Origin of the sequence: Paenibacillus sp. NAIST15-1, from assembly GCF_001894745.1 — a bacterium.
GTDB lineage: Bacteria > Bacillota > Bacilli > Paenibacillales > Paenibacillaceae > Paenibacillus_B > Paenibacillus_B suaedae.
In genome coordinates this window covers 427852-454822 of record NZ_BBYF01000003.1, presented here as the reverse complement: position 1 = coordinate 454822, position 26971 = coordinate 427852, and the positions used below count along the sequence as shown (strand labels likewise).

The 26971-nt window shown below is 47.9% G+C and carries 30 protein-coding genes; 28 read left to right on the top strand and 2 right to left on the bottom strand.

Going from position 1 to position 26971, the window contains the following annotated elements; genetic code table 11:
* The first annotated feature begins 4 nt into the window (after nt 1-4).
* The 16 genes from PBN151_RS09735 to coaD all read left to right on the top strand — a co-directional run bounded on the left by PBN151_RS09735 (nt 5) and on the right by coaD (nt 10910).
* A complete protein-coding gene (locus PBN151_RS09735) occupies nt 5-784 on the top strand; it encodes an SDR family oxidoreductase (protein WP_072728812.1) in 780 nt (259 codons plus the stop codon).
* A 90-nt stretch (nt 785-874) separates the two neighbouring features.
* Nucleotides 875-1123, top strand: coding sequence for a DUF3951 domain-containing protein (locus PBN151_RS09730; RefSeq protein WP_072728811.1), 249 nt, complete (start codon nt 875-877; stop codon nt 1121-1123).
* Nucleotides 1124-1255: 132 nt separating this feature from the next.
* Entirely contained in the window at nt 1256-1615 is a 360-nt protein-coding gene (locus PBN151_RS09725) for a hypothetical protein (RefSeq protein WP_021256621.1), read from the top strand.
* A gap of 198 nt (nt 1616-1813) precedes the next feature.
* The gene (locus PBN151_RS09720; protein ID WP_065290344.1) at nt 1814-2299 is read left to right on the top strand and encodes a cation:proton antiporter regulatory subunit; all 486 of its coding nucleotides are present in this window, start codon (nt 1814-1816) and stop codon (nt 2297-2299) included.
* Between the two features lie 19 nt (nt 2300-2318).
* Entirely contained in the window at nt 2319-3569 is a 1251-nt protein-coding gene (locus PBN151_RS09715; protein ID WP_072728810.1) for a cation:proton antiporter, read from the top strand.
* Between the two features lie 94 nt (nt 3570-3663).
* On the top strand, nt 3664-3906 hold the full coding sequence (locus PBN151_RS09710; protein ID WP_021256618.1) for a hypothetical protein: 243 nt from the start codon (nt 3664-3666) through the stop codon (nt 3904-3906).
* Between the two features lie 152 nt (nt 3907-4058).
* A complete protein-coding gene (locus PBN151_RS09705) occupies nt 4059-4832 on the top strand; it encodes an endonuclease/exonuclease/phosphatase family protein (protein WP_315745563.1) in 774 nt (257 codons plus the stop codon).
* A gap of 297 nt (nt 4833-5129) precedes the next feature.
* Nucleotides 5130-5591 carry a phage holin family protein gene (locus PBN151_RS09700; RefSeq protein WP_072728808.1) on the top strand — a complete coding sequence of 154 codons (462 nt, stop codon included), beginning with the start codon at nt 5130-5132 and terminating at the stop codon, nt 5589-5591.
* Nucleotides 5592-5914: 323 nt separating this feature from the next.
* Nucleotides 5915-6199 (top strand): DUF4183 domain-containing protein, encoded by a 285-nt coding sequence (locus tag PBN151_RS09695; protein WP_021262518.1) that lies wholly within the window; start codon nt 5915-5917, stop codon nt 6197-6199.
* Nucleotides 6200-6407: 208 nt separating this feature from the next.
* Nucleotides 6408-6848 carry a DUF4183 domain-containing protein gene (locus PBN151_RS09690; RefSeq protein WP_072728807.1) on the top strand — a complete coding sequence of 147 codons (441 nt, stop codon included), beginning with the start codon at nt 6408-6410 and terminating at the stop codon, nt 6846-6848.
* Nucleotides 6849-7098: 250 nt separating this feature from the next.
* Nucleotides 7099-7815, top strand: coding sequence for a hypothetical protein (locus PBN151_RS30690; protein ID WP_072728806.1), 717 nt, complete (start codon nt 7099-7101; stop codon nt 7813-7815).
* Nucleotides 7796-8290 (top strand): accessory gene regulator B family protein, encoded by a 495-nt coding sequence (locus PBN151_RS09680; protein ID WP_175560676.1) that lies wholly within the window; start codon nt 7796-7798, stop codon nt 8288-8290. The genes PBN151_RS30690 and PBN151_RS09680 overlap by 20 nt, the downstream gene beginning before the upstream one ends.
* On the top strand, nt 8274-8408 hold the full coding sequence (locus PBN151_RS32270) for a hypothetical protein (RefSeq protein WP_265332081.1): 135 nt from the start codon (nt 8274-8276) through the stop codon (nt 8406-8408). The genes PBN151_RS09680 and PBN151_RS32270 overlap by 17 nt, the downstream gene beginning before the upstream one ends.
* Nucleotides 8409-8904: 496 nt before the next feature.
* On the top strand, nt 8905-9489 hold the full coding sequence (locus PBN151_RS09675) for an NAD(P)H-dependent oxidoreductase (protein WP_021256609.1): 585 nt from the start codon (nt 8905-8907) through the stop codon (nt 9487-9489).
* 238 nt (nt 9490-9727) lie between these two features.
* Nucleotides 9728-10318 (top strand): 16S rRNA (guanine(966)-N(2))-methyltransferase RsmD, encoded by a 591-nt coding sequence (gene rsmD / locus PBN151_RS09670; RefSeq protein WP_072728804.1) that lies wholly within the window; start codon nt 9728-9730, stop codon nt 10316-10318.
* Nucleotides 10319-10394: 76 nt separating this feature from the next.
* Nucleotides 10395-10910, top strand: a complete 516-nt coding sequence (gene coaD, locus PBN151_RS09665; RefSeq protein WP_021256607.1) for a pantetheine-phosphate adenylyltransferase — start codon at nt 10395-10397, stop codon at nt 10908-10910.
* A gap of 53 nt (nt 10911-10963) precedes the next feature.
* On the opposite strand, the gene PBN151_RS09660 is transcribed toward coaD, so the two are convergent.
* The gene (locus PBN151_RS09660; protein ID WP_072728803.1) at nt 10964-12232 is read right to left on the bottom strand and encodes a nucleoside recognition domain-containing protein; all 1269 of its coding nucleotides are present in this window, start codon (nt 12230-12232) and stop codon (nt 10964-10966) included.
* A 46-nt stretch (nt 12233-12278) separates the two neighbouring features.
* On the opposite strand from PBN151_RS09660, the gene PBN151_RS09655 reads away from it, so the two are divergent.
* Nucleotides 12279-13433: a YlbL family protein gene (locus tag PBN151_RS09655; RefSeq protein WP_227774552.1), complete on the top strand. Its 1155-nt coding sequence runs from the start codon at nt 12279-12281 to the stop codon at nt 13431-13433.
* Nucleotides 13434-13653: 220 nt separating this feature from the next.
* On the opposite strand, the gene PBN151_RS09650 is transcribed toward PBN151_RS09655, so the two are convergent.
* Nucleotides 13654-14922 (bottom strand): nucleotidyltransferase, encoded by a 1269-nt coding sequence (locus PBN151_RS09650; protein WP_072728801.1) that lies wholly within the window; start codon nt 14920-14922, stop codon nt 13654-13656.
* Nucleotides 14923-15179: 257 nt separating this feature from the next.
* Between PBN151_RS09650 and PBN151_RS09645 the strand changes: the two genes are divergently transcribed.
* The 11 genes from PBN151_RS09645 to smc all read left to right on the top strand — a co-directional run bounded on the left by PBN151_RS09645 (nt 15180) and on the right by smc (nt 26956).
* A complete protein-coding gene (locus PBN151_RS09645; RefSeq protein WP_072728800.1) occupies nt 15180-15695 on the top strand; it encodes a YceD family protein in 516 nt (171 codons plus the stop codon).
* A 48-nt stretch (nt 15696-15743) separates the two neighbouring features.
* Complete coding sequence (rpmF, locus tag PBN151_RS09640) at nt 15744-15917, top strand: 50S ribosomal protein L32 (RefSeq protein WP_019424932.1); 174 nt, start codon at nt 15744-15746, stop codon at nt 15915-15917.
* A 267-nt stretch (nt 15918-16184) separates the two neighbouring features.
* Complete coding sequence (gene fapR / locus PBN151_RS09635; RefSeq protein ID WP_028531217.1) at nt 16185-16805, top strand: transcription factor FapR; 621 nt, start codon at nt 16185-16187, stop codon at nt 16803-16805.
* A complete protein-coding gene (gene plsX / locus PBN151_RS09630; RefSeq protein ID WP_072728799.1) occupies nt 16789-17787 on the top strand; it encodes a phosphate acyltransferase PlsX in 999 nt (332 codons plus the stop codon). Before fapR ends, plsX begins: the two co-directional genes overlap by 17 nt.
* A gap of 10 nt (nt 17788-17797) precedes the next feature.
* Nucleotides 17798-18784, top strand: a complete 987-nt coding sequence (locus PBN151_RS09625; protein ID WP_072728798.1) for a beta-ketoacyl-ACP synthase III — start codon at nt 17798-17800, stop codon at nt 18782-18784.
* Between the two features lie 80 nt (nt 18785-18864).
* On the top strand, nt 18865-19794 hold the full coding sequence (gene fabD, locus PBN151_RS09620; protein ID WP_072728797.1) for an ACP S-malonyltransferase: 930 nt from the start codon (nt 18865-18867) through the stop codon (nt 19792-19794).
* A gap of 120 nt (nt 19795-19914) precedes the next feature.
* On the top strand, nt 19915-20661 hold the full coding sequence (fabG, locus tag PBN151_RS09615; RefSeq protein WP_044353488.1) for a 3-oxoacyl-[acyl-carrier-protein] reductase: 747 nt from the start codon (nt 19915-19917) through the stop codon (nt 20659-20661).
* A gap of 203 nt (nt 20662-20864) precedes the next feature.
* Nucleotides 20865-21101, top strand: coding sequence for an acyl carrier protein (acpP, locus tag PBN151_RS09610; RefSeq protein WP_005551886.1), 237 nt, complete (start codon nt 20865-20867; stop codon nt 21099-21101).
* Nucleotides 21102-21223: 122 nt separating this feature from the next.
* The gene (gene fabF / locus PBN151_RS09605) at nt 21224-22462 is read left to right on the top strand and encodes a beta-ketoacyl-ACP synthase II (RefSeq protein ID WP_021256597.1); all 1239 of its coding nucleotides are present in this window, start codon (nt 21224-21226) and stop codon (nt 22460-22462) included.
* A gap of 12 nt (nt 22463-22474) precedes the next feature.
* A complete protein-coding gene (gene rnc, locus PBN151_RS09600) occupies nt 22475-23173 on the top strand; it encodes a ribonuclease III (protein WP_021256596.1) in 699 nt (232 codons plus the stop codon).
* Between the two features lie 210 nt (nt 23174-23383).
* Nucleotides 23384-26956 (top strand): chromosome segregation protein SMC, encoded by a 3573-nt coding sequence (smc, locus tag PBN151_RS09595; protein ID WP_072728796.1) that lies wholly within the window; start codon nt 23384-23386, stop codon nt 26954-26956.
* The last annotated feature ends 15 nt before the right edge of the window (nt 26957-26971 follow it).

Here is a 26971-nt window from a genome sequence, read left to right as displayed (position 1 = left end):
AAATATGTACAACGAGAATAGACGTAATATTGCAATTGTAACTGGAGCAAGCCGCTCCAAAGGAATTGGTGCAGCTATTTGCAGAGAGCTTGCAGCGAAAGGCGTCGATGTGTTCTTTACACACTTGTGCCACTACGATAAGGCGACCGGCTATGAGGACGCGAACGGCAGCTGGCCAGAGCGATTTGCACAGGAGATTAGGGAATACGGGATTCGGGTAGAGCATATGGAGCTCGACTATTTCGATGCCAATGCTGCTGTTCGGCTGTTGGATGAAGTCGAGAATCGCTTAGGTAGACCCACGATCCTCATTAACAATGCTACACATTGTGTAGAGGTCGACCATCATCATGTGACGGCACAGATTATCGATCATCATTGTATCGTGAACGTAAGAGGAACGATGATGCTATCTGTGGAATTCGCGAAGCGGCTTGAGGCTGCGGAGGAGGGCGGCAGAATCGTGAACTTCGTGTCTGGGCAGGACAAGGAACCGCAGCCTGGCAACTTGGCCTACGCTGCTTCGAAGGGGGCAATATCCGCCTTCACTACTTCGTTGGCTGCGGAACTGGCCTCTCATCGAATTACGGTGAATGCGATCGATCCTGGTCCGACCGATTCCGGAATGGAAGCATTCGTGCAGGACTTCTTAAGACCGAAGTTCCCAACGGGGCGCATTGGTACACCAGAGGATGCAGCGCGCTTAGTGTCATTCCTGGTGAGTGACGAAGCAGAATGGATTACGGGGCAGATTATCCATTCAGATGGGGGCTTCCGTAATTAGACGAATGAATGATTATGAAAAAAATGAAACGTTTCCACTTGTACTGCGTAGTATCTAGTAACGCTCATTTCTGCGACTGAGGAGGATGCAATGATCTATTTCACAGTTATGATCGGCATGTTTAGTTTATTTCTGATGATGATCGTAGGATGGGTTGGTTACAAGCAATTCGTGAAGCGGGAGCCGGTCGAGGTTCATTATACGCCCTTCGATTATATTACAGCGCAATCGAGTGTGGAATTTCATGATGAGAAGGAAGATCATGAAGAACAGGACGGTCATGGTGATGATAAGGATCCACAATCATCTGGCGCAATGTCGACTCGATCGTTGAAGTGAACCATTGCAGTTGAGCGGAATCGCGTTCATCCAGAGAATGGATGTTCGATCTTTCTTGCTTGATACAGATCTGCATGATAATCTTATTTCTATTAAAAAAATGTACGATTAACTAATGACAGGGGGTGCGATATGACAAGATTGAGTGTGCAGTGGGAGAAAAACAGCATACTTGGTGTTGTGTGTGTTGCCCTCCTGCTTTTGTGTTCGGTATTTTCCACGTTTATGGTCGAGGAAGATCGCGTCAACTGGAACAATCCTTCCAAGCTGACGAAGTCTTTTCATGAGCAGCAGTTTATACCGGTTTCACGGCATACCTCTGCCATGAAGCAGCTATTTGTGAAGAAGATTGTAGTGATGTTTATTCTCTTCTTCAAGGAATTCACCTTTAGTATGCCCCCTGTTATTAGGTATCTCCACAGTTGTTTCTTCGTTATACGGAAGCGTTTATTTCTCATGCCTATCAAATTCACCTCTACGTTCGTAGTGTAAATCTCTTACATTCATAAGGCCGTACTTGAAATTGAATAAGGAATAGCAGTGCAAGATGTTCTCTATGGCATTAAAAATCGTTATTTACATGGATTATTTTGTGCTGCATGAAAGATGTGTTTGACATGTATATAAAGTTCCTTATTTCACAATGTGAGAAAATAAACCTATGGACGGTTGGAGGGATTTCATTTGAATATGAAAGAAACGGAATTGCCAGGAATCGGTCGTAAATATCAGTTGGAAGCTCGCAATGGAGATCAATTGGTCATCATTGTACATGATGATGGACGCCGAGAGATGTATCATTTTGATCAGCAGGATCAAGAAGAGAGTATTTCGATGGTGACATTGGATGATGATGAGGCGCGCGCAGTTGCTGCTATCGTTGGCGGGCTTATCTATAAGCCGAAGGCGCTGGAGACGGTCAATGTTGCCTTGGATGACCTCATGATTGAATGGTACAAGGTGGAGCCTCATGCAGCCTGCGTTGGCAAGAGCATCGGAGAAATTAAAGTACGCGAAACGACAGGGGCAACGATTATAGCGATTCTTGAAAAGGATAAGAAAATAATCAATCCAGGACCTGATGTCGTGTTATCTGCTCATACAACGCTTGTCGTTGCAGGGGAAAGACAACATATTAAGCTGCTTAAGCCTTGGCTGTTAAGTGGAAGCGAATAAGCAGAAAACGGGGTGAACTATGGATACGATTATTTTCGAGGTAGGATTAGCTATTGCTTTAATTGGACTAGTGGGCGTTATTGCAACGAAGCTTCGCTTCTCTGTCATTCCATTCTATATTCTTATCGGGATGGCGGTAGGGCCGCACGCGCCGCACTTTTGGATATTTGATTTCCGTTTCATTGAGAGTTCCGTCTTTATTGATTTTATGGGTCGTATTGGGGTACTGTTCCTATTGTTCTATTTAGGACTGGAGTTCTCCGTTGGCCGCTTGCTCAAATCAGGGAAATCCATCGTGGTTGGAGGAATTTCCTATATTGCGATTAACTTCGTCTCCGGCTTGCTGATAGGTTGGCTGATGGGAATGCCGCTTGCGGAGACATTGGTCATTTGCGGGATTATGACAAGTTCCTCAACCGCGATAGTAGCGAAAGTGTTGGTCGATTTAAAACGGACGGCGAATCCGGAAACTGAAGTGATTATGGGCATGATTATGTTTGACGATTTATTCATCGCCATTCATATGTCCATTTTGTCCGGTCTTGTACTTAGCGGGGGCGCATCCCTCGGAACGGTACTGATGACAACGGGATCTGCACTTGTATTCATTTTGTTATTCATTATTTTGGGCCGCAAGGCGATGCCGTTCATTGATCGAATCTTGAACGGGAAATCATCAGAACTGTTCCTTATTTTGGTGATGGCAACACTGTTCCTTGTAGCTGGATTTTCGGAAACACTGCATGTGGCAGAGGCGATTGGAGCTCTATTAGTAGGACTTGTACTTGCTGATTCCCAGCATGTGAAGCGGATTGAACATTATGTGATTAACTTCCGTGATTTCTTTGGAGCTGTGTTCTTCTTCAGCTTCGGCTTAACGATTGACCCGATGACATTAGGCGGAGCAGTTGGTATGGCGATTGTCGCTGTGATCTTGACAATAATCGGGAATGTCATCGCAGGGATGCTGGCAGGGCGCGCAGCAGGCTTATCGAGCCGTGCTTCCATTAACATTGGTTTCACATTGGCCTCAAGAGGAGAGTTCTCCATTATTATGGCGAATATCGGCAAGGCTGGAGGGCTGCTTCCGGTAGTCCAATCTTTTGCCGTGCTATATGTATTGTTGCTGGCGATTTTAGGCCCGCTCTTAACGAAGGAGTCCAAGCGCATATACAACCTGGTCGATAAGGGGATTCAAGGGAGTAAAGGGCTATTCGGGAAGAAGCGAGTTCGTGGCAAGGAACAGAGCGCGAACTCAGATGGTGTATAATCGGGCGGCTCATCTCTAAAAAATGGGTACGTTTTGAGAAAAATAGGTTATATTATATATTGTAAGGCATACCCATTCAAGGGAGGGATAGCGTATGAATATCACTATCGATCTCACGCAGATTGGGAGCGCTTATGAACACAAGGATTGGAAACGGGTGGATACAATCTATAGACATGCAAGGGAACGCATGATGGCGGGCGATACTGTCATCTTGCAGCGAGATGTACCTAACCGTGCTCCTATTGCGGTACGAACCTTCGAACAGCTGGATGAGCTGGAAGAATGGATTCGCCATATGGAGGACGAGTACTGTCTAGCAGAACCCTATGCGTAATGGAACATTCCATCTATGATGGTTACGAATTTGAGCCGCTGAGCATTCAGCGGCTTTTGTTTTTCTCTTAGAGGACAAGAGGGGGAATCGAGCGTTATGGAGAATGTCAGTGATAGAACGATACATCTTGTCATGTTCATCCGTAGCGGTTCATGCACGTTATGAGAGTTCGTAACCTGGGTTACTGGCTGAACTTTTACTATGATGAGGGGCACAGTATTTTGAGCCGGTATCCAATTCATCAATCGGCGCATAAGGAGTTCATTTGGGTAGAGGTTGCGCCGGACGAGGTGGCTGCCATGAGCAATGTTCACCTGTGCCACGAGCCGTATGGACCCTATGACATACGGGATGGGCTGGATGCTGCAGCTGCGTTGGCGAACGAGAACCGAATTCATATGCAAGAGATGAACAGTCGGTTCCATCTGCTCGGACAATTGGCAAGTCAAGGCGTTCCCGTGTTTCTCACAGGCGATTTCAATGCTCCATCCCATCTGGATTGGACAGATGAAGCGAAGAGCATGCACTTTGGCGTAGCTGTCGAATGGCCGGTATCCATACGATTGGAGCAGCTACAGTTTCGAGATTCCTATCGGGAAGTGCACTCGGATCCGCTCACGAAGCCGGTCGTGACTTGGACGCCAGGAGGGAATGGACATATTGAACCGGATGAAGTCCATGATCGAATTGATTTTGTTTATGCGGGAGGGCCGTCTGCTACGATTGACAGCCGTATTGTAGGCGAGAGAGGTCCCTATACTGATATTGCGATTACACCATGGCCGTCCGATCATCGGGCAGTTGTCTCTACCTTCGAACTCATTCCTGCAAGGATTTCGATGGACATTGGATCATCCATTCAAGTGAGCCATGAACGGATAGTCCAAGGTAAAGGGACAATTGAAGCGAGCCGGAATATTGAATAAGGAATAGGGGCATAGGGATACGGTACTCCGCGGGGTACCGTATTTTGCTGTTGATCAAGTGCGGGGGGAAGCGGAGGTTAGTCCATTGACTGAGTGCAAATCTTTCATTCTAGTAGATCAAAATCATCCTGTCCATTGTTGCAATGAAAGCGAGTTAGGAGGCTTGCCTTTGTCGGGCAACGAGCATGCTGCATAACATATAGTCAGGGTCTGCGAGTGCTTCGTCAATACTCTAGCAGAGGCATTGAAAGTGCTAGATACAGGCCGAAGTGTATACGACTGCAGAGGAGGGCAAGCATGGACCGATTCAATCTTCTACTCAAAACGGGTGCTGCAGCTGTTGGGGGGACGTTTTCGTTTGTATTTGGAGGATGGCCTGCGTTAGTTCAGGTTCTGTTAACGATGGTAATATTAGATTATGTGACAGGGATGTTAGCTTCCGCTGTGGAAGGGAAATTGTTAAGCCGGGTCGGTCTTATCGGGATAGCGCGCAAAGTATTCGTTTTCTTCATTATTGCACTCGCTCATCAGATCGATATCGCGTTTGACAGCAAAGAGATGATTCGAGATGCGACAACCTATTTTTATATGGCTAATGAAGTGCTGTCGATTGTTGAGAATGGAGGCCGACTCGGTGTGCCAGTCCCAAATGTAATCAAAAAGGCGATCTTTGTATTGAAGGATAAGGGCGGAAATGAAGAGGGTATCCCGAAGAAAGAATCTAAGAAAGACGATGAACAGGAAGAGGAGAAGAAATAGCATTTGCTTACAAGAAGCAAGCGTTTACTGCAGTATGGACGAGCTGTAGGTTATGCTGTCAGATAGATTGAGAAAAGGTGGTACAGAGCTTCCCGCTAGTGAAATACTAGGAAGCTCTCTTTGCATATAAAAATGTCTCATCCGGCCGGTGTCTCGTGAGGATCTATAGGTTACAAATAGGGAAGTATACGCTGTTAAATACCGTTTCATTCATAGATTTCTCGCATTTAATATAAAGAGAGAATTGCTCTACGCAGTCTCTTGAGCTATGGTGTTGTTCCACATAAGCCTGAATGATGATTTGTAATGGGAGGTGCAAGCAATTGGCAATTATTAAACCTTTTCTCGCGAGCAGAAGATTTGCGGCTACGTTATCTGCGGGTACTGGAACTGGTGCTGCGTTTGCGGTAGCAGCCACTAGCTTCACGAATGATACAGGTGCAGCTGCTACAGCGTTTCCTTCATCGTTTGCGTACTACAATCTGTATATTAATGGCGTGCTTCAAACAGGAGATACGTCTACGATCACGACAACGAATGTGACGATTCCAGGAGGAGACGCGCTTGATGGTGCAACTCCAATCTTGATTGAATTTGTTATTACGTAAGTATACTATCTTGAGAATGATGTGAGTCGCGTGCAGGTTCCCTCTATGGAGATTGATTTTTGCCTAGGGGGAGCCATTTTGTGTTGCAAAATTTAGGAGAGGAGGATGTACAGATGGCCATGAGCAGAAGGGATGTGCTTGAATAACATAATAAAAAGTGTTCCAAGGCCGGACGACAACAGATAAAGAGGACGGGTGACATAGAGTGATGAATGACGGTAATGGTGTAATTCGCCTAACAGCCAAACCATGGATTATTAAAATTGAACATCCTTACGCGGCAAGCAGTGCAACATCAAGCACCATTATGCCGCCCCAGAGCTGTGCTTCTATTTTCCCAGCTCTTCCCCCTCAGCCGCCTCCGCCAGAGAATGACAGAATACTTAAGGTTGATACTTTCCAATATGTTGCAATTTGCGATGGGTTGAAATATGAATATACGAATGCCGAGGCACAGCCTCAGTATGGAAGCTCAGACATTCTGAATCCGTTGACGGTATCTTATACGAACCTATTTCTTAATGGCATGCTTCAGCCGCTTAATGTTTACAAGGTAGAAACGGGACTACTAACGTTGAACGAGGTGCCAGTGGAGGGGACTCCGCTAACTTTGCAGTTTGTTAAAATTTATCATGTGGAGATCAGTTAATATATGAGACATACAGTATGCAACAGTGGTGTACACCTATGGGATAAGGAAAACGCACTAGTGGTGCGAAGCATTAGGGATGGAGTTATTCATGCACCCTATATGAGGGTGAAAGCAATGGGTGAGTATTAGGGTTATCTTACATGTGCTATAAAGCAAGTAAAACTTCGGATTTTTCTAGGGCTTTTTAATTCCTTTTACCACATCAAATAGTATAATAGTCTTATATAACTATAAAGGGTGGTGCAAAGTGAGTCAGTCTTTAACTTACATATTATTTAGTACCCTCGATGCTGCAGTTGTTAATGCTTTGATCCTAAAGATATATAAGCAGCCTTTATTAAGGTACAAGTATAAAATACTTGTTTTATCCGTAGCATTAGTAATATGTTCATTTTTAATGAGGACTGTAATTAATTTACCTGCTTTGGATTTGCCCTTGCAATATATCATATTTGTAATGTTTTACTATTCCGTGTTGGAATACAGGCTGCATTATGCAGCATTTATTATCGGATCAGGATTATCGGCATACATATCGATCCAAATGATTGTATACTACTGTTTGGCCGCCATAGGGATAGCTGATAAATCAGTAATATTTGTTTATACGGGGTTCCCTGTTAACGCTATTCAATTATGTTCTATTGTTGTTGGTGCGGCCATTGCCTTATTCCTATGGATGACGGGAAGAGGATTTTCATTCATCATCGTGCCGCCTCATGATACATTCAGAATTAAGTATTCAGAGTATAGTCATCGAATTGTTGTTATTTCAGGAATGATATCGGCAGTAACGATATTCCTGACTTTATTAATAATCCTGTCTCAGAATTACATATTGCTCATGATACTTTCATTATCAAGCTTTGGCATTGCTTACTATTACTCGGATCGGGGAGATTACGAAAGTGTTAGAAGCGATATCGAGAAACATTGCAATAAAATTGAAGAAGAACAACCCTGAGAGTGATGTTGATGTAGAGGTTTTAGAATATGGAATTGCAATGAAATTAAATAAATATGGAGTAATCTTGATTACAGTTACTTTAGGGACTATCTTCGGACATCTATATGAATCTATACTAGCATTAGTGGCATTAGCTGCTATTAGAAGGTTCTCTGGAGGGGCACATTTTTCTTCATTAACTGCGTGTATGATCATATCCTCATTATTTTGTGTGATAACGCCTATGATACTCCTATCGAAAACGACTGCTGTTGTTTTGACTTTGGTATCCGTTTGTATCTATTATTTTCGAGCCCCAAATTGGTTTGAGGAACTTACTGTCCAAAAAAATGATATACTGTATAAGTACATAGCAATGTTGATAGCAAGTGGTAACTTAATCCTGCAATCTAGTGTTATAGCGATTGTTTTCTTTGTACAAGCCTTAACATTATTACCGAAAGGAGGTGTCATGGATGAAAAAGAACATTGAAATGTTTCTAATGAAACAATTGGAGAAAAGTGCTGAAAAGGAAGCGAAAAAAGCAAAGATCGTTTTCGGTGCTAAGAAACTCCCAACAGCTTTGAAGAACGTAAAGCATGAGAATTAAAATGGTGCTTTGAAAAGTTCATCCATCCGGCAATATAATGCTTTAGCAACCGTATCATCACTTCAGTGAAATTAGTGAACGGTTAAGAGCATAGTTGGATATTGCTTGGACAGAGTATCCTGTTTTTGGCTAAGTCCCCATTAAGTCCTCACCAAGATAATCTCGCTGAATAAAACAACATCTAAAGAACGTTTGAAATCTTATGTATAAGGGTTTGGAGTAAATTAAAACGGGTGCCCTATTGCTAGGACACCCTCATGGGAGAGGAGAAACCGGACGAAGAGCTTATGGGGAAACGTAAGTCTTCTCCGCGGTTGTCTACGACATTCGATGATGTCGATACTTTAATGATTGCCCGATTGGGCAGAAATATACATGTCGAAAAAAATTTGTAGGGCTCGATAAATGATGCCGCTTTCTCACATCCTATAACCAAAATGAACTTGCCCAGCTGTATAAGCAGGGGTGATGGTCATATATGTAGGAGGAGATCGAGTTGAGGCATCTGATTATATACGCACATCCCAATCCGAACAGCTTCAATCATGCCATTATGGAAATGGTACAAGCTGAATTGGAGGATCAGGGACATGCCGCATTGGTTCGCAACTTGTATGAAATGGAGTTCAATCCGGTGCTGTCGGCCAAAGACTTCGAATTATTCGGACAGCATGAGCTGCCTCCTGATATTGAGGAGGAGCAGGGTCATATTACGTGGGCAGATCATATCATCATGATTTATCCAATCTGGTGGGCAAGTATGCCTGCCATTATGAAGGGGTACATCGACCGTGTGTTTTCATATGGCTTCGCCTACAAATATGGTGCAGACGGCATAGAGAAGCTGCTGTTAGGGAAGTCGGCGCTGCTCTTGTCCACACATGGCAACACACATGAGCAATATGAGCAGAGCGGCATGTATGAGGCCATGCAGAAGACGACTGATAGCGGCATTTTTGAATTTGTCGGCATGAAAGTGCTTGTACATCGGTTCTTTGCCTCCGTGACGACAATTGACGATGAAGCGCGCAAGCAGATGCTTGTTAGTGTGAAGGAACTGCTGCAGAAGCTGCATCGATAAGTTGACGTTGATAGATAAGGCTTCTTATCGGGAATCCTATTTCCGGATAAGGAGCTTTTCTTTTTATAGAGGGATTGTGCGATGAAGAAGCTAACTCTGAATGAGGACACGTTTTCCTTTTTCAAATTAGGAGAAAATGTGATACGATAAACGTCGAAATACAAGAAGTTTACCGTTACATACCATCATGATTATACGGATAAGCTGCGCTGAGGCGCATAAGAATGGGTGGAGTGAATTGAGAGTTATTTCAGGAACAGCAAGAGGTCGCTCGTTGAAGCCGGTACCCGGCATGGGGACGCGGCCGACGACAGATAAAGTCAAGGAAGCCTTGTTCAGCATGATCGGGCCGTATTTTGACGGCGGCTGTGTGCTGGATCTGTTCGCAGGAACAGGTGGACTTGGCATCGAGGCACTAAGCCGTGGTGCGGAACAAGCGATATTCGTGGACAAGGATCCCAGGGCTGTCGAAGTTGTGAAGCACAACGTTCAGGCGGCAGGGGTCGCGGAGCAGAGTGAAGTATACCGCAATGATGCCAAGCGGGCGATTAAGGCATTAACGAAGCGTGATATTTCATTTGAACTTATTTTTCTTGATCCGCCATATCGATTGAAGGATGCGGACGAACTGCTAGAAGGCATGTGGAATGACGGGTTAATCTCGGAGGATGCGACGATTGTCGTTGAGCATGACTCGAAGCATGAATATCCCGAAGAGATCGGTCCTCTCTACGTATGGAAGAAAACAGAGTACGGAGAAATTGGAATTACGGTATATCGGGTCAAGGAACAGACAGAGAAGGAAGCTGAGCTTGAACAGGACGCATAAGCTTCTAAACTATATGAGGAAATGAAACGTGCAGAAGAATTTAATCTGCTGTAGGGCATAAGGAGGATCCATTGTCATGACGGAACATACAGAGCAAGTGCATGAGCCGCGCATTGCGGTGTATCCGGGAAGCTTCGATCCGGTTACACTTGGGCATCTTGATATTATACAACGAGCGGCTAAGCAATTTGATAAGCTCATCGTAGCGGTGTTGAACAATTTGTCGAAGCAGCCGACGTTCAGTGTAGAGGAACGGAAGGAACTTCTTGGGCAGATTACTCAGCATATCCCGAATGTGGAAATTGACAGTTTCCGTGATTTGCTGGTCAATTATATGGAGCAGAAGCAGGGCCATGTGATCGTGCGCGGCATTCGCTCTGTCACAGACTTCGAATATGAGCTGCAGATGGCTTCCACGAATCAGAAGCTTAACCCACGAGTGGAGACGATCTTTATGATGACGAATCCGAAATATTCCTATCTAAGCTCAAGCATGGTCAAGGAAATTGCGAAATTCAATGGTGACGTCAGCGAATTGGTGGCACCTGAAGTAGAATTGGCACTGCGTGATAAATACAAAGATACGAAGTAAGCAGCAGGTCCATGTCGCCAGTATGAATCAACGGTCGATATGGACTTTTTTGTTTAGCCTCGGGTGAACAGCCGTCCAACGGTTTGTGCCAGTATGAATAAAGTGAATAGGAATAGACAGGCTACGGGAATGAGCATGGAAGCTTGAGCCCATATTGGCAAATGACTAATGAAAGTCAATAACGGAAGCAGGCTGCTTGAATCCGCGATCACAGGCGCATCATAGGCATTGGATGGGTTGGTTGCTAGCGTACATAATGCTGACATTGCTGAATCTGATGATTGGAGCAGGGAATGAAGTGGCGACCATAGCATATAAGTAAGCAGAAATGCACATAAGGCATGAAGCAGACGGGATAGTATAAAATGGCCGAAGCGTAGATCCGTCGTCTTCATAATGCTGTGAACTTGAAGAAGAGCACTGATGCCGCTCCAGGCAATAACGGAACTGAGCAGCGCTGCTTGAAATACAGGAGATGAGAACGCTGCTGAACCAAGCGTATACGCCGCTAAATTTACTTCAAGCAATCCGTTCAAGATATATTTGCCAAGCTCCTGCGGAATTGCGATGCGCAGCACTTGAATGATAACGGAGAATATCATCATATAGCCGCCAACCATCATTAAGGTTTGGACAGCTGAAGTAACGGACTCGCCCAGCATTCTGCCGAAGGGACGGCCATCCTGACGATGGGCGCCCTCCATCTGCCCAATGATCCGTTGGTAGAATTTCTGGTGAGATTTCGATAGTGAAGCAGATGTGCGTAATGGTTGCGACTCAGGGCGCATGCGGTGAATGAACCGCATTAGAAGTGTAGTTAGGATAGAGGAAGCCCAGTGAATAATTGCGATGATTAGCCCAAGCTCAGGCTTCTGCATAAACCCAACACCTACGACTGCTATAATAAAAAGGGGACTGCTCGTATGGGACAGACAGAGCAGCCGCTCAGCTTCCTGACGAGATAGAACCTGTTGATTGCGCAGTTGGGCAACAGCCTTAGCTCCTGCTGGATAGCCGGCCGTCCAGCCGACCGCCCACGCCCAGCCGCCAACTCCAGGCAGACGGAACAACAAACGCATCAGGGGGTCCAACAAGGAACCAAGTCCATGGACGAATCCATAAGCATAGAGCATTTCAGACAATACTAAGAACGGCAGCAATGCCGGGAATATAATGTTCCACCATATTTTCAAGCCTTGAAGTGATGCTTGGAATGCTTGATCCGGATACGATACAATGCAAATAACGAGAAGAACTGCCATACTTCCCATCAACAGCGTCGTTAACGGGTGTTGGGAAAGCGGCGTTCGAAATGAAAACATGATGTTCACCTCTTGCAACAGTATTGGAAGTAGGGTACTTCCACATATGTACGTACCAAAGACAGGCTTTAGACCAGTTTGTACAACGAAGCAGGGGCGAGCGGAAGCAGCAGGAGGGAATGCAATAATGGAAGAAGAAGCAGTACGTAACAGCCAAGGCTCGAAGCGTTGGCGATTAGGCAGTTGGAAATGGTTCTTTGCAGCACTCTTGTTCTTGTATGTGATGGTGTATATGCCAACACCATATGTGATATATACGCCGGGCAGTGCCGAGCAGGTGAAGCCAATGGTAAGTGTCCAAGCTGGAGACGACACAGAAGAAGGGACATTTATGCTTACCACGGTGCGCCGCACATATGCGAATCTTGCATTGCTATTATGGAAATCATTTGACCCGCATGCCGAGTTTGGGAAGAAGGCGGATTCCCTACAAGGAAGAAGCGAACAGGAATATGTGACTGAGCAATTGTTCAACATGAGTGATTCCCAGCTAGGCGCGGTACTGGCTGCCTATAACCAGTTGAAGATCCCGTACCAATTGAAATCCGAAGGCGTGTATGTTATTTACAACTACCCGAACCTTGCGCACAATGAGTTCGAGACCAATGATCGGATCATCGAAGTCGATGGTAAGCCGGTTAATGATTTCGAAGCATTACAAGCAGTTATGAAGGGCCGCAAAGCTGGAGAAACGGTGCAGGTCAAGGTTGAGCGTGACAAGAAAGAGAAACTTGTAAAGGCGACATTGGTGGAACTGACGGATCCGAATAAGAAAGAGGAGAAGCGAGTTGGCTTTGGTCTTCGGTACGGACAACGCAAGGAAGCTATACCTGAGGATAAAGGAAAAACCATAACCTTCAAAGACAGTGACATTGGCGGTCCATCCGCTGGGCTTATGTTTACCTTGGAGCTGATAAACCGCTTAACCCCAGGGGACTTAACTGAAGGCTATCGGATAGCAGGAACAGGAACGATTGAACCTGGCGGGAATGTAGGCGTGATTGGTGGCATTCAATTTAAGGTTGTGGCTGCTGATCGTGAGAAGGCGGCGCTGTTCCTTGCTCCAGAAGGCAATTATGCGGAAGCGAAGGCGAAGCTCGAAACGATGAATACGAAAATGAAGCTGGTATCGGTACGTACAGTGGGCGATGCACTGAACGCAATTCAGAAGTTTGGCGCCGAGCAGAAGGCTGCTCAGTAAACGTATAGAGTAAAGCGAAGGGCTCGTGGAATAAGTAGCGGCGAGCTTTAATAGCATGAAGCACAGCTTGTCTGATCATGGAGTGGGCAACTATCGTGATGCAGATATGAGGGAATACAGGCTGATATATCTTCTCAATATGAAATAAGGGCTAGATAGACAAAAGATCGAGGTGAGGGCGAGATGCTCCCATGCTCGATCTTTTGTGCTTATTCTTCCCTCAGTTTGATTGATGTCGCCGAGGTGACTCGTAATAGTCCCGATAAGCATCACGAGCATTCCAACGCCCAAAGGCGTTCGCATACAGCGATGTTGCTCGGATATCAGCTTCCAGGCCGCAATAACCTCCGAGATTGTAGTTATCGCGATTCACGCTTAACACAATCGGCAGTTCTGCGCTTTGCTTCATTCGCTTCAGCAGGGCGCGTCCTGTGTCCGTGAACCCAAGAACTCTAATGTACCAGGGCCCTTTCTTCAAGCCATCGGATCCAAAATGGAATTTGTCATGGTGAAGCAAAATATGCGCGAGCATCCGCTGCAGCTTCGTTCGGGTATAGCGCTTCGTCTTGAGCTGCTCAAGCAGGGATTCCACGCGTTGTGCTGTCATTTGGCCGAGTGCCTGTTTCACCCGGTACTCGAGCCCTTCCGTAACCTCTAGATGACGCGCAATGGATTCAGGGGACAACTGATGTAGCCGATATATCAGCTCACGCGTATAACAATCCCAGCTCATTGGTGCTCTGCCGAAGCGATGCTCCTGCTCAAGAATACGCAGTGTGCTTGGCGGCAAATATTGTGCGCATGTCTCGAGAGTGCCTTCTTCCGTCCATAATCGTCTAATGGCGGTTGCGCTCGCGATTGAGCCTTCTGGTGCTTCCGTATCATGGTAGCCGGCCTGTGTGCGAGCAATCGTGTGCGGTTTGATTGCGCTATTCAATCGGCGGAGCGCCATTACATAGTGCAGGCCAAGGGAATTGTTGGGCTGCGCCATCCAGTCTGCAGCCTCGGATGAAGAAGGGCTGGTGCGGCTTGCCGTCATTGCTTGTCCCGCTGCTGCGGCATAAGCAGCAGGGTAGGTTAAACCTGCCTTCAGATACTCCTGCAGCTGATCTGTGAAGCCCGAAGGCTCGTTAACGAGGATATCTGCTGCACGTAAGAACGGTTCAACATCACCAAGCTCGCTGCCGAAGCAGAGAGCGTCAACTACGCCTGTCGCTTGCAGGGTGGCAACAGCGCCGTAGGCGAACCATTCCGCAGGCTGAACAGCATAGGCAACAGGCAATTCGAGGACAAGGTCGACGCCATTTGCAAGTGCCATATCCGTTCGCGACCATTTATCGGTCAAGGCTGGTTCGCCACGCTGTAGGAAATGTCCGCTCATGACAGCGACCACTGCGTCGCAATTTGAAACTTTTTTCGATTGCTGGAGATGATATACATGACCGTTATGCATCGGATTGTATTCAACGACGATTCCGAGCGTTCTCATTCACGTCTCTTCCTTTCAGGCGCTGAATGCGGTAATATGGTATCTCAATAGTATCTAAAGTAGATGCATTGAATGCTTATTGACGGATCTCTTTCCCAGACAATCCGCGGGTATTGATAATCAAATCATACCATGATTGAATGGTTTTCCATAGGAAGGGGAATCGCGCTCCGGCTCTGGCAAACTGTCAAACGAATTTGGTTGACAAAGCATGACGTTAATCGCTATAATTAATTTTGTTTGTTTGGAGTGATAGTATGGAATTTCGATTTCGAGACATAGTTGCTGGTAGAGGGGAAACGCAGATTGATACGGCATTTCGTGCCGACGAGGTAGCGCGTGAGCGCTCTGATGTTGCCATTTCTGAACCGGTTCATGTCGAACTGTCGGTAAAGGCGGAAGGTGATGGGTTCGCTCGAGCTCATGGCAAGCTGACCGCTAAGATGGAACTGCAATGCTCGCGTTGTTTAACATCGTTTACCGAGACGTACGTTATTCCGTTTGATGAGCAGTTCAAGCTGAAGGACTCTACTGATCTTCCCGCTGAAGGAGAGGAGGAGGACGTCATTACGGTGGCGGACGACCTTGTCGACTTAAAGCCTTACGTGGAAGAGGCGCTCTTAATGAACTTGCCGTATGCGCCGCTATGCGACGAGACGTGCAAGGGTTTGTGCCCGACTTGCGGCACGAACCGCAACGAACATCCATGCGGATGCTCGACTGAGCGAATCGACCCGAGACTGGCGGGGTTACAAGATTTCTTTAAGAAATAGAAAGCTGACAGTAGAAATAACACGTAACTTGGGTAAGGAGGTGTAAACATGGCAGTACCTCAAAGAAGAACGTCGAAAACACGTCGTGACAAGCGCCGTACGCACTTCAAATTGTCCGTGCCGGGCATGGTAAAATGCGAACAATGCGGTGAGTTGAAATTGGCGCACCATGTATGCAAAGTGTGCGGAACATACAAAGCTAGAGAGATTATCAAACAATAATCGGATATCTATGCAGGAAAAGTAGTACTTCGTGATCTCACGGGTGCTACTTTTTTTGTTCTCTTACCCTGGATAATATTAGGGGGAAAAGAGGGGATATAAAAACTGGTGCTTTCCTTTAGACCCATTTTTATATATACTACTCTTAGTACCAGGTTCTAAATACCTTTTTTCAAATCGATGAAAATGATCTATGATATACATAAGGGTTGGACAGTCAGCTTATGCGGCAAGCCAAGCCTTTAGCATATTGGGCAAAGAGCAAAGGTGGTGCGGGACATCGAGCGTTTACCTAAGAGACAGCGTCAGCAGCAGCTGGCCGCAATCATTGAAGAGAATCCATTCGTGACTGATCAGGAATTAACCCGCAAGTTGAAGGTGAGTATCCAGACGATTCGGCTTGACCGGATGGAGCTCGGGATTCCTGAATTAAGGGAACGATTGAAGCTAATGGCAGAGCAATCCTACGATCAAGTAAGATCCTTGCCGCTACATGAAGTTATTGGTGATATTGTTGACCTGCAGCTGGATCGCAGCGGGATATCGATATTTGAAATCCGTGATGAACACGTCTTCTCAAGAACACATATCGCACGCGGTCATCATCTGTTCGCGCAAGCGAACTCGCTTGCGGTTGCGGTCATTAATGACGAGATTGCATTAACGTCATCAGCGGATATTCGCTTTCTTCGTTCCGTGAAGCTGGGAGAGAAGTGTATCGCGAAAGCGTATGTACGCTCAATTTCAGGCGAGCGAAGCAAGGCGAAGGTGGAAGTGTTTAGTTATGTGGGAGAAGAAATGGTGTTCCAAGGGAACTTTGTCATTTATCGTTCGGCAGGAACGGTGATTAGCAGCGAAGGAGGAGAACTGCATGAGAATCGCCATTGATGCGATGGGTGGAGATCATGCGCCGAAGAGCAATGTAGAAGGTGCATTGGCGGCAGCGAAGGAATGGTCGGATGTTGAACTGCTGCTTGTGGGAGACGAAGCAAAGCTCACTCCGTATATGACCACTTCCCCATCGAATGTGCGCATCATTCATGCGCCAGATACAATTGAAGCGGATGACGAACCGGTTAAGGCAGTTCGTCGCAAGAAGGAAGCCTCGATGGTTGTTGCGGGACGTATGGTTCGTGAAGGTGAAGCGGATTGCATGATATCGGCAGGCAATACGGGAGCGTTGATGACGACAGGGCTTCTCATTGTAGGCCGTATGAATGGTGTGGAGCGGCCTGCACTGGCTCCAATGATCCCGACGATGGATGGCAGAGGAGTGCTAGCGCTGGACTTGGGTGCGAACATGGATGCCAAGCCTGATCATCTTGCGCAGTATGCCTTGATGGGCAGTATTTATCGCGAGAAGGTACATGGCATGGCGAAGCCGCGCGTCGGACTGCTGAACGTAGGTACAGAGGCGATGAAGGGCAATGAATTGACGAAGCAGGTCTATCCGCTGCTCGCGGAGCTGCCGATTCAATTCGTAGGCAATGTCGAAGCCAGAGACGTATTGGAGAGTACTTGTGACGTACTCGTGTGCGATGGATTTGCTGGCAATGTCATGTTGAAATCGCTGGAAGGAACGGCAAGCTCATTATTTGGCGTGTTGAAGCGGGAGTTCACGCGTACATGGTATACGAAGCTTGCGGCAGCGATGTTGATGCCAGCACTTAAGGGCTTGCGCAAGACGATGGATTACAAGGAACATGGCGGAGCTCCGCTGTTAGGCTTGAACGGACTTGTAATTAAGGCGCACGGCTCTTCAGATGCGCGAGCCGTTCATAATGCAGTTCGGCAAGCACGTTTAGCGCTGCAAAATGATTTGATTGAGACGATTTCTATGGGAGTCGGCGGAACTAACAGTGGGAAGTGAGTGATGCGTGATGAGCTTACAGTCAGTAGGAATCATTGGGACAGGTAAGTACGTACCCGAACGTGTGTTGACAAATGCGGACATGGAGAAAATGGTCGATACAAACGATGAGTGGATTGTATCACGAACGGGAATTAAAGAGCGCCGGATCGCGGCAGAGCATGAGGCAACCTCTGACTTGGCTTTTTATGCAGCGGAGAAGGCACTGGAAGCGGCGGGCATCTCAGCAGAAGAATTGGACTTGATTGTCGTAGCTACTGTTACACCAGATATGTCCTTCCCGTCCACCGCTTGTCTTGTTCAGAAGCGGCTTGGGGCGACGAAAGCGGCAGCATTCGATTTGTCAGCAGCATGCTCTGGATTTGTATATGGACTTGCTAACGCAAGCAACTTTATTGCAATGGGCACATACAAGTACGCACTTGTAATCGGTGCAGAATGCTTGTCGCGCATTACGGATTACACGGATCGCAATACTTGCATCCTGTTCGGAGATGGTGCGGGTGCAGCGGTGCTTGGTCCAGTACCGGAAGGCCGAGGATTCCAATCCTTCGTGCTTGGCGCGGACGGCAATGGCGGTGAACTTCTAAAAATTGAAGCCGGTGGTTCGCGTATGCCTGCGTCGGCGGAGACGGTTGAAAACAAGCGCCATTATCTTTATATGAACGGTCGCGAAGTATTCAAGTTCGCTGTTCGCATTATGGGAAATGCGGCAGAAGAAGCGATTGAGAAGGCAGGCAAGAAGAAGGAAGATATTAGCTTGATGGTTCCACATCAGGCGAATACGCGGATTATCCATGCAGCTCTGGAGCGGCTGAACCTGTCGGAGGACAAATGCGTTATTAATTTGCCTTACTATGCGAATACGTCGGCAGCTTCCATCCCGCTTGCACTTGCAGAGGCTGCAGAGCAAGGTCGCATTCAAGAGGGAGACACGATCCTGCTCGTTGGCTTCGGAGGCGGCTTGACATGGGGAGCTTCGGTTATCGTTTGGTAGAGGGATGTCCTTCTCCGTGATTAAGGAAAACACAGTTCTGATTTATACTCATTCATGGATAAATTAAGGAGTGGACAATCTTGGGTAAAATTGCATTCATTTTTCCTGGACAAGGTGCTCAAGCGGTTGGTATGGGCAAGGACGTCTATGAGGCCGTTCCTGCTGCACAACAGGCTTTCGATACAGCTGAGCAGGTACTTGGATTCCCTCTGAAGGAGCTCGTATTCAATGGGCCGGAGGAAGACTTGAAGCAGACAGCAAACACGCAGCCAGCGCTTCTTGTTACGAGCTATGCACTGTATCGCGCGTTTGAAGCGTCTGGTGTTCGTCCAGACTTCGTCGCAGGACACAGCTTGGGTGAATATAGTGCGCTTGTTGTAGCGGGGGTTCTATCCTTCGAGGATGCAGTCGGAATTGTGCGGCAGCGCGGACAATTCATGGAGCAGGCTGTTCCGCATGGACAAGGTGCCATGGCGGCTGTATTAGGTGCAGAGCGCGAGCAGTTGGGAGCGCTCTGTGATGATATTAGCCGAACAACAGGTTCAGTAGAGATGGCGAACGTAAACTGTCCTGGCCAAATCGTTGTATCAGGTACAGCGGAGGGTGTAGCGGCGGTTGCCGAACGTGGGAAAGAGGCTGGCGCTAAACGTGTAAAACAACTGGAGGTTAGCGGGCCATTCCATTCGCTGTTAATGAAGCCAGCAGCAGAACGACTGGGCGAAGTCTTGAAGACCGTTGCCTTCCAAGATGCTTCTGTACCGGTTGTGGCCAATGTATCTGCACGTCCAGAGGAAGCGGGCGAGCTACTTCGTGAGCTGCTCGTAGAGCAAGTGTTCTCGCCAGTATTGTGGGAAGACAGTGTGCGCTATATGATCGAGCAGGGCGTTGATACATTCATTGAGCTGGGTTCAGGCTCCGTTCTTGCTGGACTGATTAAGAAGATAGACCGTTCGGTGAAGATTGTCTCGATCAATAGCCTGGCAGCCATAGAAGCGTACCTTGCAGAATAATTGCAGCATTCATGCAATCGATATTTTTATCTATCCTATGTCTGCAATTATCATTCTAGTGATACTGGGCGTAACCCGCTGCGGAATACGCCCGGGCAAGTATAAGGGAGGAACATGACCATGTCGAGCTTTGAAGGCAAAGTGGCGGTTGTTACAGGCGCTTCTCGCGGCATAGGACGAGCAATTGCGCTAAGTCTGGCTGAGGCTGGTGCAGATGTTGTTGTGAACTATGCAGGCAGCGAAGCGGCAGCTAAGGATACTGCAGCTGCGATCGAGGCAATGGGACGCAAAGCCATCACCGTTCAAGCAAATGTGGGCAAGACAGAAGAGGCGGATCTTCTTGTAAAGACAGCGTTGGATCAATTTGGCCGTATTGACATATTGGTGAATAATGCCGGAATTACAAGAGATAATTTAATTATGCGGATGAAGGAAGAAGAGTTTGATCAAGTCATTGAGACGAATTTGAAGGGTGTATTCAATTGCGTAAAGGCAGTGACTCGCCCAATGATGAAACAGCGCTCTGGCCGCATTATTAATATCTCGTCCGTCGTAGGTGTAATTGGCAATCCGGGTCAAGCCAACTATGTAGCAGCTAAAGCTGGTGTAATCGGCCTTACTAAGGCGTCTGCGCGCGAGCTTGCATCCCGTGGCATTACCGTCAACTGTGTGGCGCCAGGCTTTATTGAGACAGATATGACAGATGCACTGTCTGAAGAGATGAAGGGGCAGCTGCTTAGTCAGATCCCGCTTAATCGTCTAGGTCAGCCAGAGCATATTGCGAAGGCAGTTCGCTTCTTGGCATCTGATGATGCGGAATATATGACAGGCCAGACGATCCATGTGGATGGCGGCATGTACATGTAGGAGGCTTCTCCGTTCATGGCAGCATGAACGTTAAGCGATATAATGGGTGGGTGTGCATAAGTGTTGAGCGATCAGCAATAAAGCATCTTTTCCCTAATAAGTGGAAACGACTGTGAGAGATCAGGTCGTTTCTACCAGCAAGCCGTTTTGATATGGCAATTTACAATGTTTTTTCGTATAATACCAAAGAGGAGGTGAACCGGATGTCAGCAGAAGTGTTGGAGCGTGTAAAGCGCATCATCGTTGAACGCCTTGGCGTTGATGAGGCAGAAGTAACGCTTGAAGCATCTTTCAAGGAGGATCTTGGCGCTGATTCCCTCGATGTTGTGGAATTGGTGATGGAATTGGAAGATGAGTTTGATATGGAAATCTCTGATGAAGACGCGGAGAAAATTACTTCGGTTGGAGAAGTAGTGAATTACATACAATCTCATACCTAAGTTACTGAGTCCCGTTCTTCGTTAACGGGACTTCTCCTCATTATTGCAATATCTGAATGCGGCGCTATGCCGCATTCTCCATCATATAGAAGCTTGAACTGCAGAAGTAGAGGTGATTCTGATTGAAGCACAGGGTTGTAGTGACCGGCATGGGTGTCGTGACCGCTCTCGGCTCGGATATTGAGACATTCTGGAATAACCTGTTGGAAGGGAAGTCTGGAGTATCTCACATAGAAGCGTTTGATGTTACCGATTATCCGACGCAAATTGCCGCTTCCGTGAAGGATTTCAATCCAGAAGATTTCATGGATAAAAAAGAAACAAGGCGTATGGATCGATTTGTTCAATTCGCAGTAGCTGCAAGTAAGAACGCCTTGGAAGACGCGAAGCTGGACGTAAGAGAACAGACGAATCCAGATCGTGTTGGCGTTATCGTCGGATCCGGTATTGGTGGTCTTGGCACATGGGAAGATCAGCATACGATATTGATGGAGAAAGGCGTTAAGCGCGTTAGTCCATTCTTCATTCCGATGATGATTGCGAACATGGCATCTGGCCAAGTCTCCATCACTGTTGGAGCTCGCGGACCGAATACAGCAGCTGTATCCGCATGTGCGACGGGGACGCATTCCATTGGCGACGCATACAAGATTATTCAGCGCGGCGACGCGGATGTAATGATCTGTGGCGGAGCAGAAGCGACGATCCGTCCGATCGGTATGGCAGGCTTCTGCGCGATGCGTGCGATGTCGACTCGCAACGATGAGCCAGAGCGCGCTAGCCGCCCATTCGATGTAGACCGTGACGGTTTCGTTATGGGCGAAGGAGCAGGCGTACTTGTTCTGGAGTCGCTGGAGCATGCTCTAGCACGCGGCGCTCGTATCTATGGGGAAGTGGCTGGCTATGGGATGAGCGGTGACGCTCATCATATGACAGAGCCTGACCCGACAGGAGCAGCATTGTGCATGACTCGTGCGCTGGCGGATGGCGAATTGGCACCAGAGCAGATTGATTACATCAACGCACATGGTACCTCGACTCCAGTAGGAGATCGTTCGGAGACGAAAGCGATTAAGTCAGCGCTAGGCGACCATGCTTATAAGACAGCAGTGAGTTCAACGAAATCCATGACAGGGCATCTTCTCGGTGCAGCAGGCGGCGTAGAGGCAGTCATTTGCAGCTTGGTACTGCAGCATGGCATGATTCCACCGACGATCAACCTGGAAAATCAGGATCCGGAATGTGACCTCGATTACGTTCCGAACGTAGCTCGTAAAGCTGATGTACAAGTAGCGATGTCCAACTCATTTGGCTTCGGCGGACATAACGCTACAATTGTCTTGAAGAAATACGAAGCATAAGGAGTCAGACAGTTGAGTGTAGAATTGAAGCAGTTACAACAGAAACTGAACATTCATTTTCGGAACAGACAGCTGTTGAAACAAGCGTTCACCCATGCTTCCTATGTGAACGAACACCGCTTCGGCCAGCACCAAGACAACGAACGCCTTGAATTTTTGGGCGATGCTGTGTTGGAGCTGACGGTGTCAGAATTTTTGTATCACCGATGTCCGACACGGCCCGAAGGGGAGTTGACCAAGATGCGTGCTTCCATCGTCTGTGAGCCATCTCTTGTCAAATTTGCTAACCAGCTTGGTTTCGGCAAGTATGTTCTGTTAGGCAAGGGAGAGGAGCTGACGGGAGGACGTACGCGTCCCGCATTGTTGGCGGATGTTTTTGAATCGTTCATCGGCGCGCTCTATTTGGATCAAGGCTTAGAGGTGGTGCGGGATTTTCTGCGTGAGCATATCTTCCCGCAAATCACGCTTGACGGCAAGCTGCAGACGAATGATTACAAGACACAGCTGCAGGAATTGACGCAGCATCACAATTTGGGTTCGCTCGAATATCGAATTATCGAAGAGCGCGGCCCAGCACATGAACGTGAATTCGTATCTGAAGTATGTATGGGTGACGAATGTTTAGGTCGCGGAGTTGGCCGCTCGAAGAAAGAAGCGGAACAACAAGCCGCGGCACAGGCGCTCGAGCAATTAGTCATTCCGAAATCATAACGTACTGTAAGGCCGGCGCGTGCGTCGGCCAGTTTCGCAGAAAGAGCAAAGAACAGCGCGCGAAGCGAGCGGAATTGGAGCTGCTTACAGGCTGGTTTTTGCTCTTTCTTTGTCCGAAGCTACGTTACCGCGCGGAAATTTGACAGCATGTCCATGCGACGATTCGGATTCGCGATATGGTACAATAATCGTTGAGGTGATCGTAGAACGATGTTCTTAAAAAGGTTAGAACTGGCGGGCTTTAAATCGTTCGCGGATCGGACGGAATTAGAGTTCGTCCAGGGAATCACCGGCGTTGTCGGCCCAAACGGCAGCGGAAAGAGTAATATCTCTGACGCAATCCGTTGGGTGCTCGGGGAACAGAGCGCCAAGTCACTTCGCGGCGGCAAGATGGAAGACATTATCTTTGCAGGCAGTGATGCGCGCAAAGCAGTGAACTATGGAGAAGTGTCCTTAACGCTCGATAACAGCGATGAGACACTTCCGCTTGATTTCAATGAAGTGACGGTGACACGTCGTGTGCATCGAAGCGGCGACAGTGAATATTTTATTAATAAGCAAGCTTGTCGATTGAAGGATATCACCGAACTGTTCATGGACACAGGAATCGGGAAAGAAGCATATTCCATTATCGGACAAGGCCGAATTGAAGAAATCCTCAGTACTCGTTCAGAAGATCGTCGTGGGATATTCGAAGAGGCGTCTGGGATTGTGAAATACAAGTCTCGGAAGCGAGACGCGAAGAAGAAGCTGGATGAGACCGAGCAGAACTTGCTCCGCATTCACGATCTTGTGGTGGAATTAGAGGATCAGATCGGGCCGCTTAAGGAGCAGTCTGAGAAGGCTAGACACTATAAGCAGCTTCGTGAATGGTTGAAGAACAAAGAAATTGCAGTTTACGTTCATCAAATAGAGGAGCTTCACATCACTTGGCAACAGGCAAACGAGAAGCTAGGACAGTTGAAGGAACGTGAATTGTCCTTGTCAACGGTAGTAAGCGAGCATGATGCCAAGCTGGAAGTGCACCGCATTGAGCTTCGCAAGCTGGAAGAGGAGCTGGAGAAGCTCCAGGCAACGCTTCTTCATTACAGTGAGGAGTATGAGAAGTGTGAAGGACAAGGCGAGGTTCTGAGGGAGCGCAAGCGGAATCTGACGTCCAATGAGCAGCAGATGAAGACAACGCTGACGACGACTTCGGAACGAATGCGTGCGAAGCAGTTGGAAGTGCAATCTGTTCGCGAGAAGCTGTTGGCCTTGCAGACTGAACTGGCTGAAATTCGCGGACTTATCGTTGCCGAAGAGACACGGCTTGCTGGCGTAGCTGGCGGGACAAGCTCAGACGCGGAAGAGAGCTTGAAGGGTCAGCTGCTCGAAGTAATGAATCAAATGGCGCAGCAGCGCAATGATATTCGCTACTATGACCAGCAGAAGGAATCCCTGCAAAAGCGTCTCGATAAAATGAATACAGCACGCAACAAGCGCGAGCAGGAGCAGAAGGATCTTCAGAAGAAGGTCGAAGATGCCAAGCGCCGCAGTGAAACGCTAACAGGAGATTTGGCGTACATTCGTAATCGTTATCTTACAGAGAGTGAGCAGTTGAAGCAGGATGAGTTGCTTCTCTCCGAGACGGAGCAGGCTGTGCGCAAATGGCAGCAAAAAGCCGATGCAATGGTGTCTCGTCGTGATACGATGCAGGAGCTGCAAAATGACTTTGACGGCTTCATGCTCGGCGTACGGGAAGTGCTTAAGGCTGCACGTCGACCGAATGGATTGCAGGGCGTACATGGTGCGGTTGCGGAATTGATCCGTGTGCCAGAGCAATTGGAGACGGCGATTGAGACTGCACTTGGCGCAGCCTTACAGCATATCGTTATGGAGAATGAGTCGGTATCGCGGAATGCCATCATGTTCCTGAAGCAGCGTCAATTAGGACGTGCGACATTCTTGCCGCTGGATGTTATTCGACCACGCTCCTTACATGAGACAGACCGTCGAATTGTGAATGGTACGGAAGGCTTTGTAGGTGTAGCGGCGGATTTGGTAAAGTCGGACGACATGTATGCAAGTATTGTCGGCAGCTTGCTCGGCAATGTGGTCATTGCGAAATCGCTGGAAGATGCGAACCGAATTGCGGCGAAGCTGCAGTACCGTTATCGTGTGGTGACGCTTGAAGGCGATGTTGTCAATGCCGGCGGCTCAATGACAGGCGGAAGCTTGAATAAGAAGAGCGCGAACCTGCTCGGACGCCAGCGTCAATTGGAACAGCTGGAAGCAGATATTAAGGAAGCTGATAAGCAGCTTGCCAAGCTGACGGAGACGTATACGGAGCTGAAGCAGCGCACAACGACAGGACTGAAGCGGCTCGATGACCTTCGCGAGCAAGGCGAAACGAAGCGCATCAATGAACAGCAGCTGACGAGCGAGATTGCGCAGCTGGAGAAGGAAGAACGCCAGTTGGCAGAAGCGCTCGAGGTGGAGCAGCAGGAGCTTACACACGCTGTGGAGGAGATGTCCACGCTAGACGCTGGGCGGCGTACCGCGGAGGCTCGGCTCGACGAGTTGAAGATTGATGAGGATCGTCTGCATGTCTCGATTGAGACAGCGGAATCTGCACGCAAGGCGAACGAGTCAGAGAAGGAAGTGCTGCAATCACAGCTTACGGACTTGAAGGTTCGCCAAGGGAAGCTCGATCAGGAATCTTTCTCGCTGCAGGAGCAGCTGACACGCTCTGAGCAGGAAGCCAAGGCGTACGAACAAGAGTATACGCAGTTGACGCAAGGGTTGATTCAGGTACAGATTGATCTGGAGACCGCTGAGCGTGAGACGATGAAGCAGACTGAAGACTTGAACCATTTCCATGTGAAGAAACAAGAAACGGGCAAGCAGATTGAGTTCAAACGTGCGGATCGTGCGCAATGTGTGGCAAGACTGGAGCTTGCAGAAAGCGATACGAAGGAGCAGCGTACGGAGCTGAAGCAAGTGGAGGAGTCGATGCGTCAGACGGAGATTCAAGCGAATCGCCTTGATGTTGAACTGGATAACTTGCTGCGCAAACTCAGTGAAGAGTACGAGATTAGCTTTGAACTGGCGAAGCATCGATACGTAGTACCTGAGAACATTGAGGAAGCGAAGCTGGAAGTGCGCGATCTGAAGAAACAGATTGCAGCACTTGGCGAAGTAAACCTTGGTGCGATCGATGAGTTTGAACGTGTGAATGAGCGCTATCAGTTCCTAAGTGAACAGAAGAATGATCTAATTGAAGCGAAGACGACGCTATATCAAGTTATCCGTGAGATGGATGACGAGATGTCGAAGCGTTTCAAAGCCACATTCGATGCGATCCGCAAGCAGTTCGTTGTCGTGTTCTCCAAGCTGTTCGGCGGTGGACGGGCTGATCTCGTTCTGATTGATCCGGAACATATACTGGAAACGGGGATTGACATTGTGGCGCAGCCACCAGGCAAGAAGCTGCAAAATTTACAGCTGCTGTCCGGCGGTGAGCGTGCCTTGACAGCAATGGCGCTGCTATTTGCGATATTGCATGTGAAGCCAGTGCCGTTCTGCGTGCTTGATGAGGTTGAAGCGGCACTCGATGAAGCGAATGTTACGCGCTTCGCCCAATATTTGCGTGAATTCTCCGAGCAGACTCAGTTTATCGTCGTCACACATCGCAAAGGGACGATGGAAGAAGCTGATGTACTGTACGGTGTCACGATGGAAGAGGGCGGCGTATCGAAGCTCGTATCCGTAAAGTTGGAAGATGACGAAGCAATCATTGCATAAGGGGCGGGGAAGGAC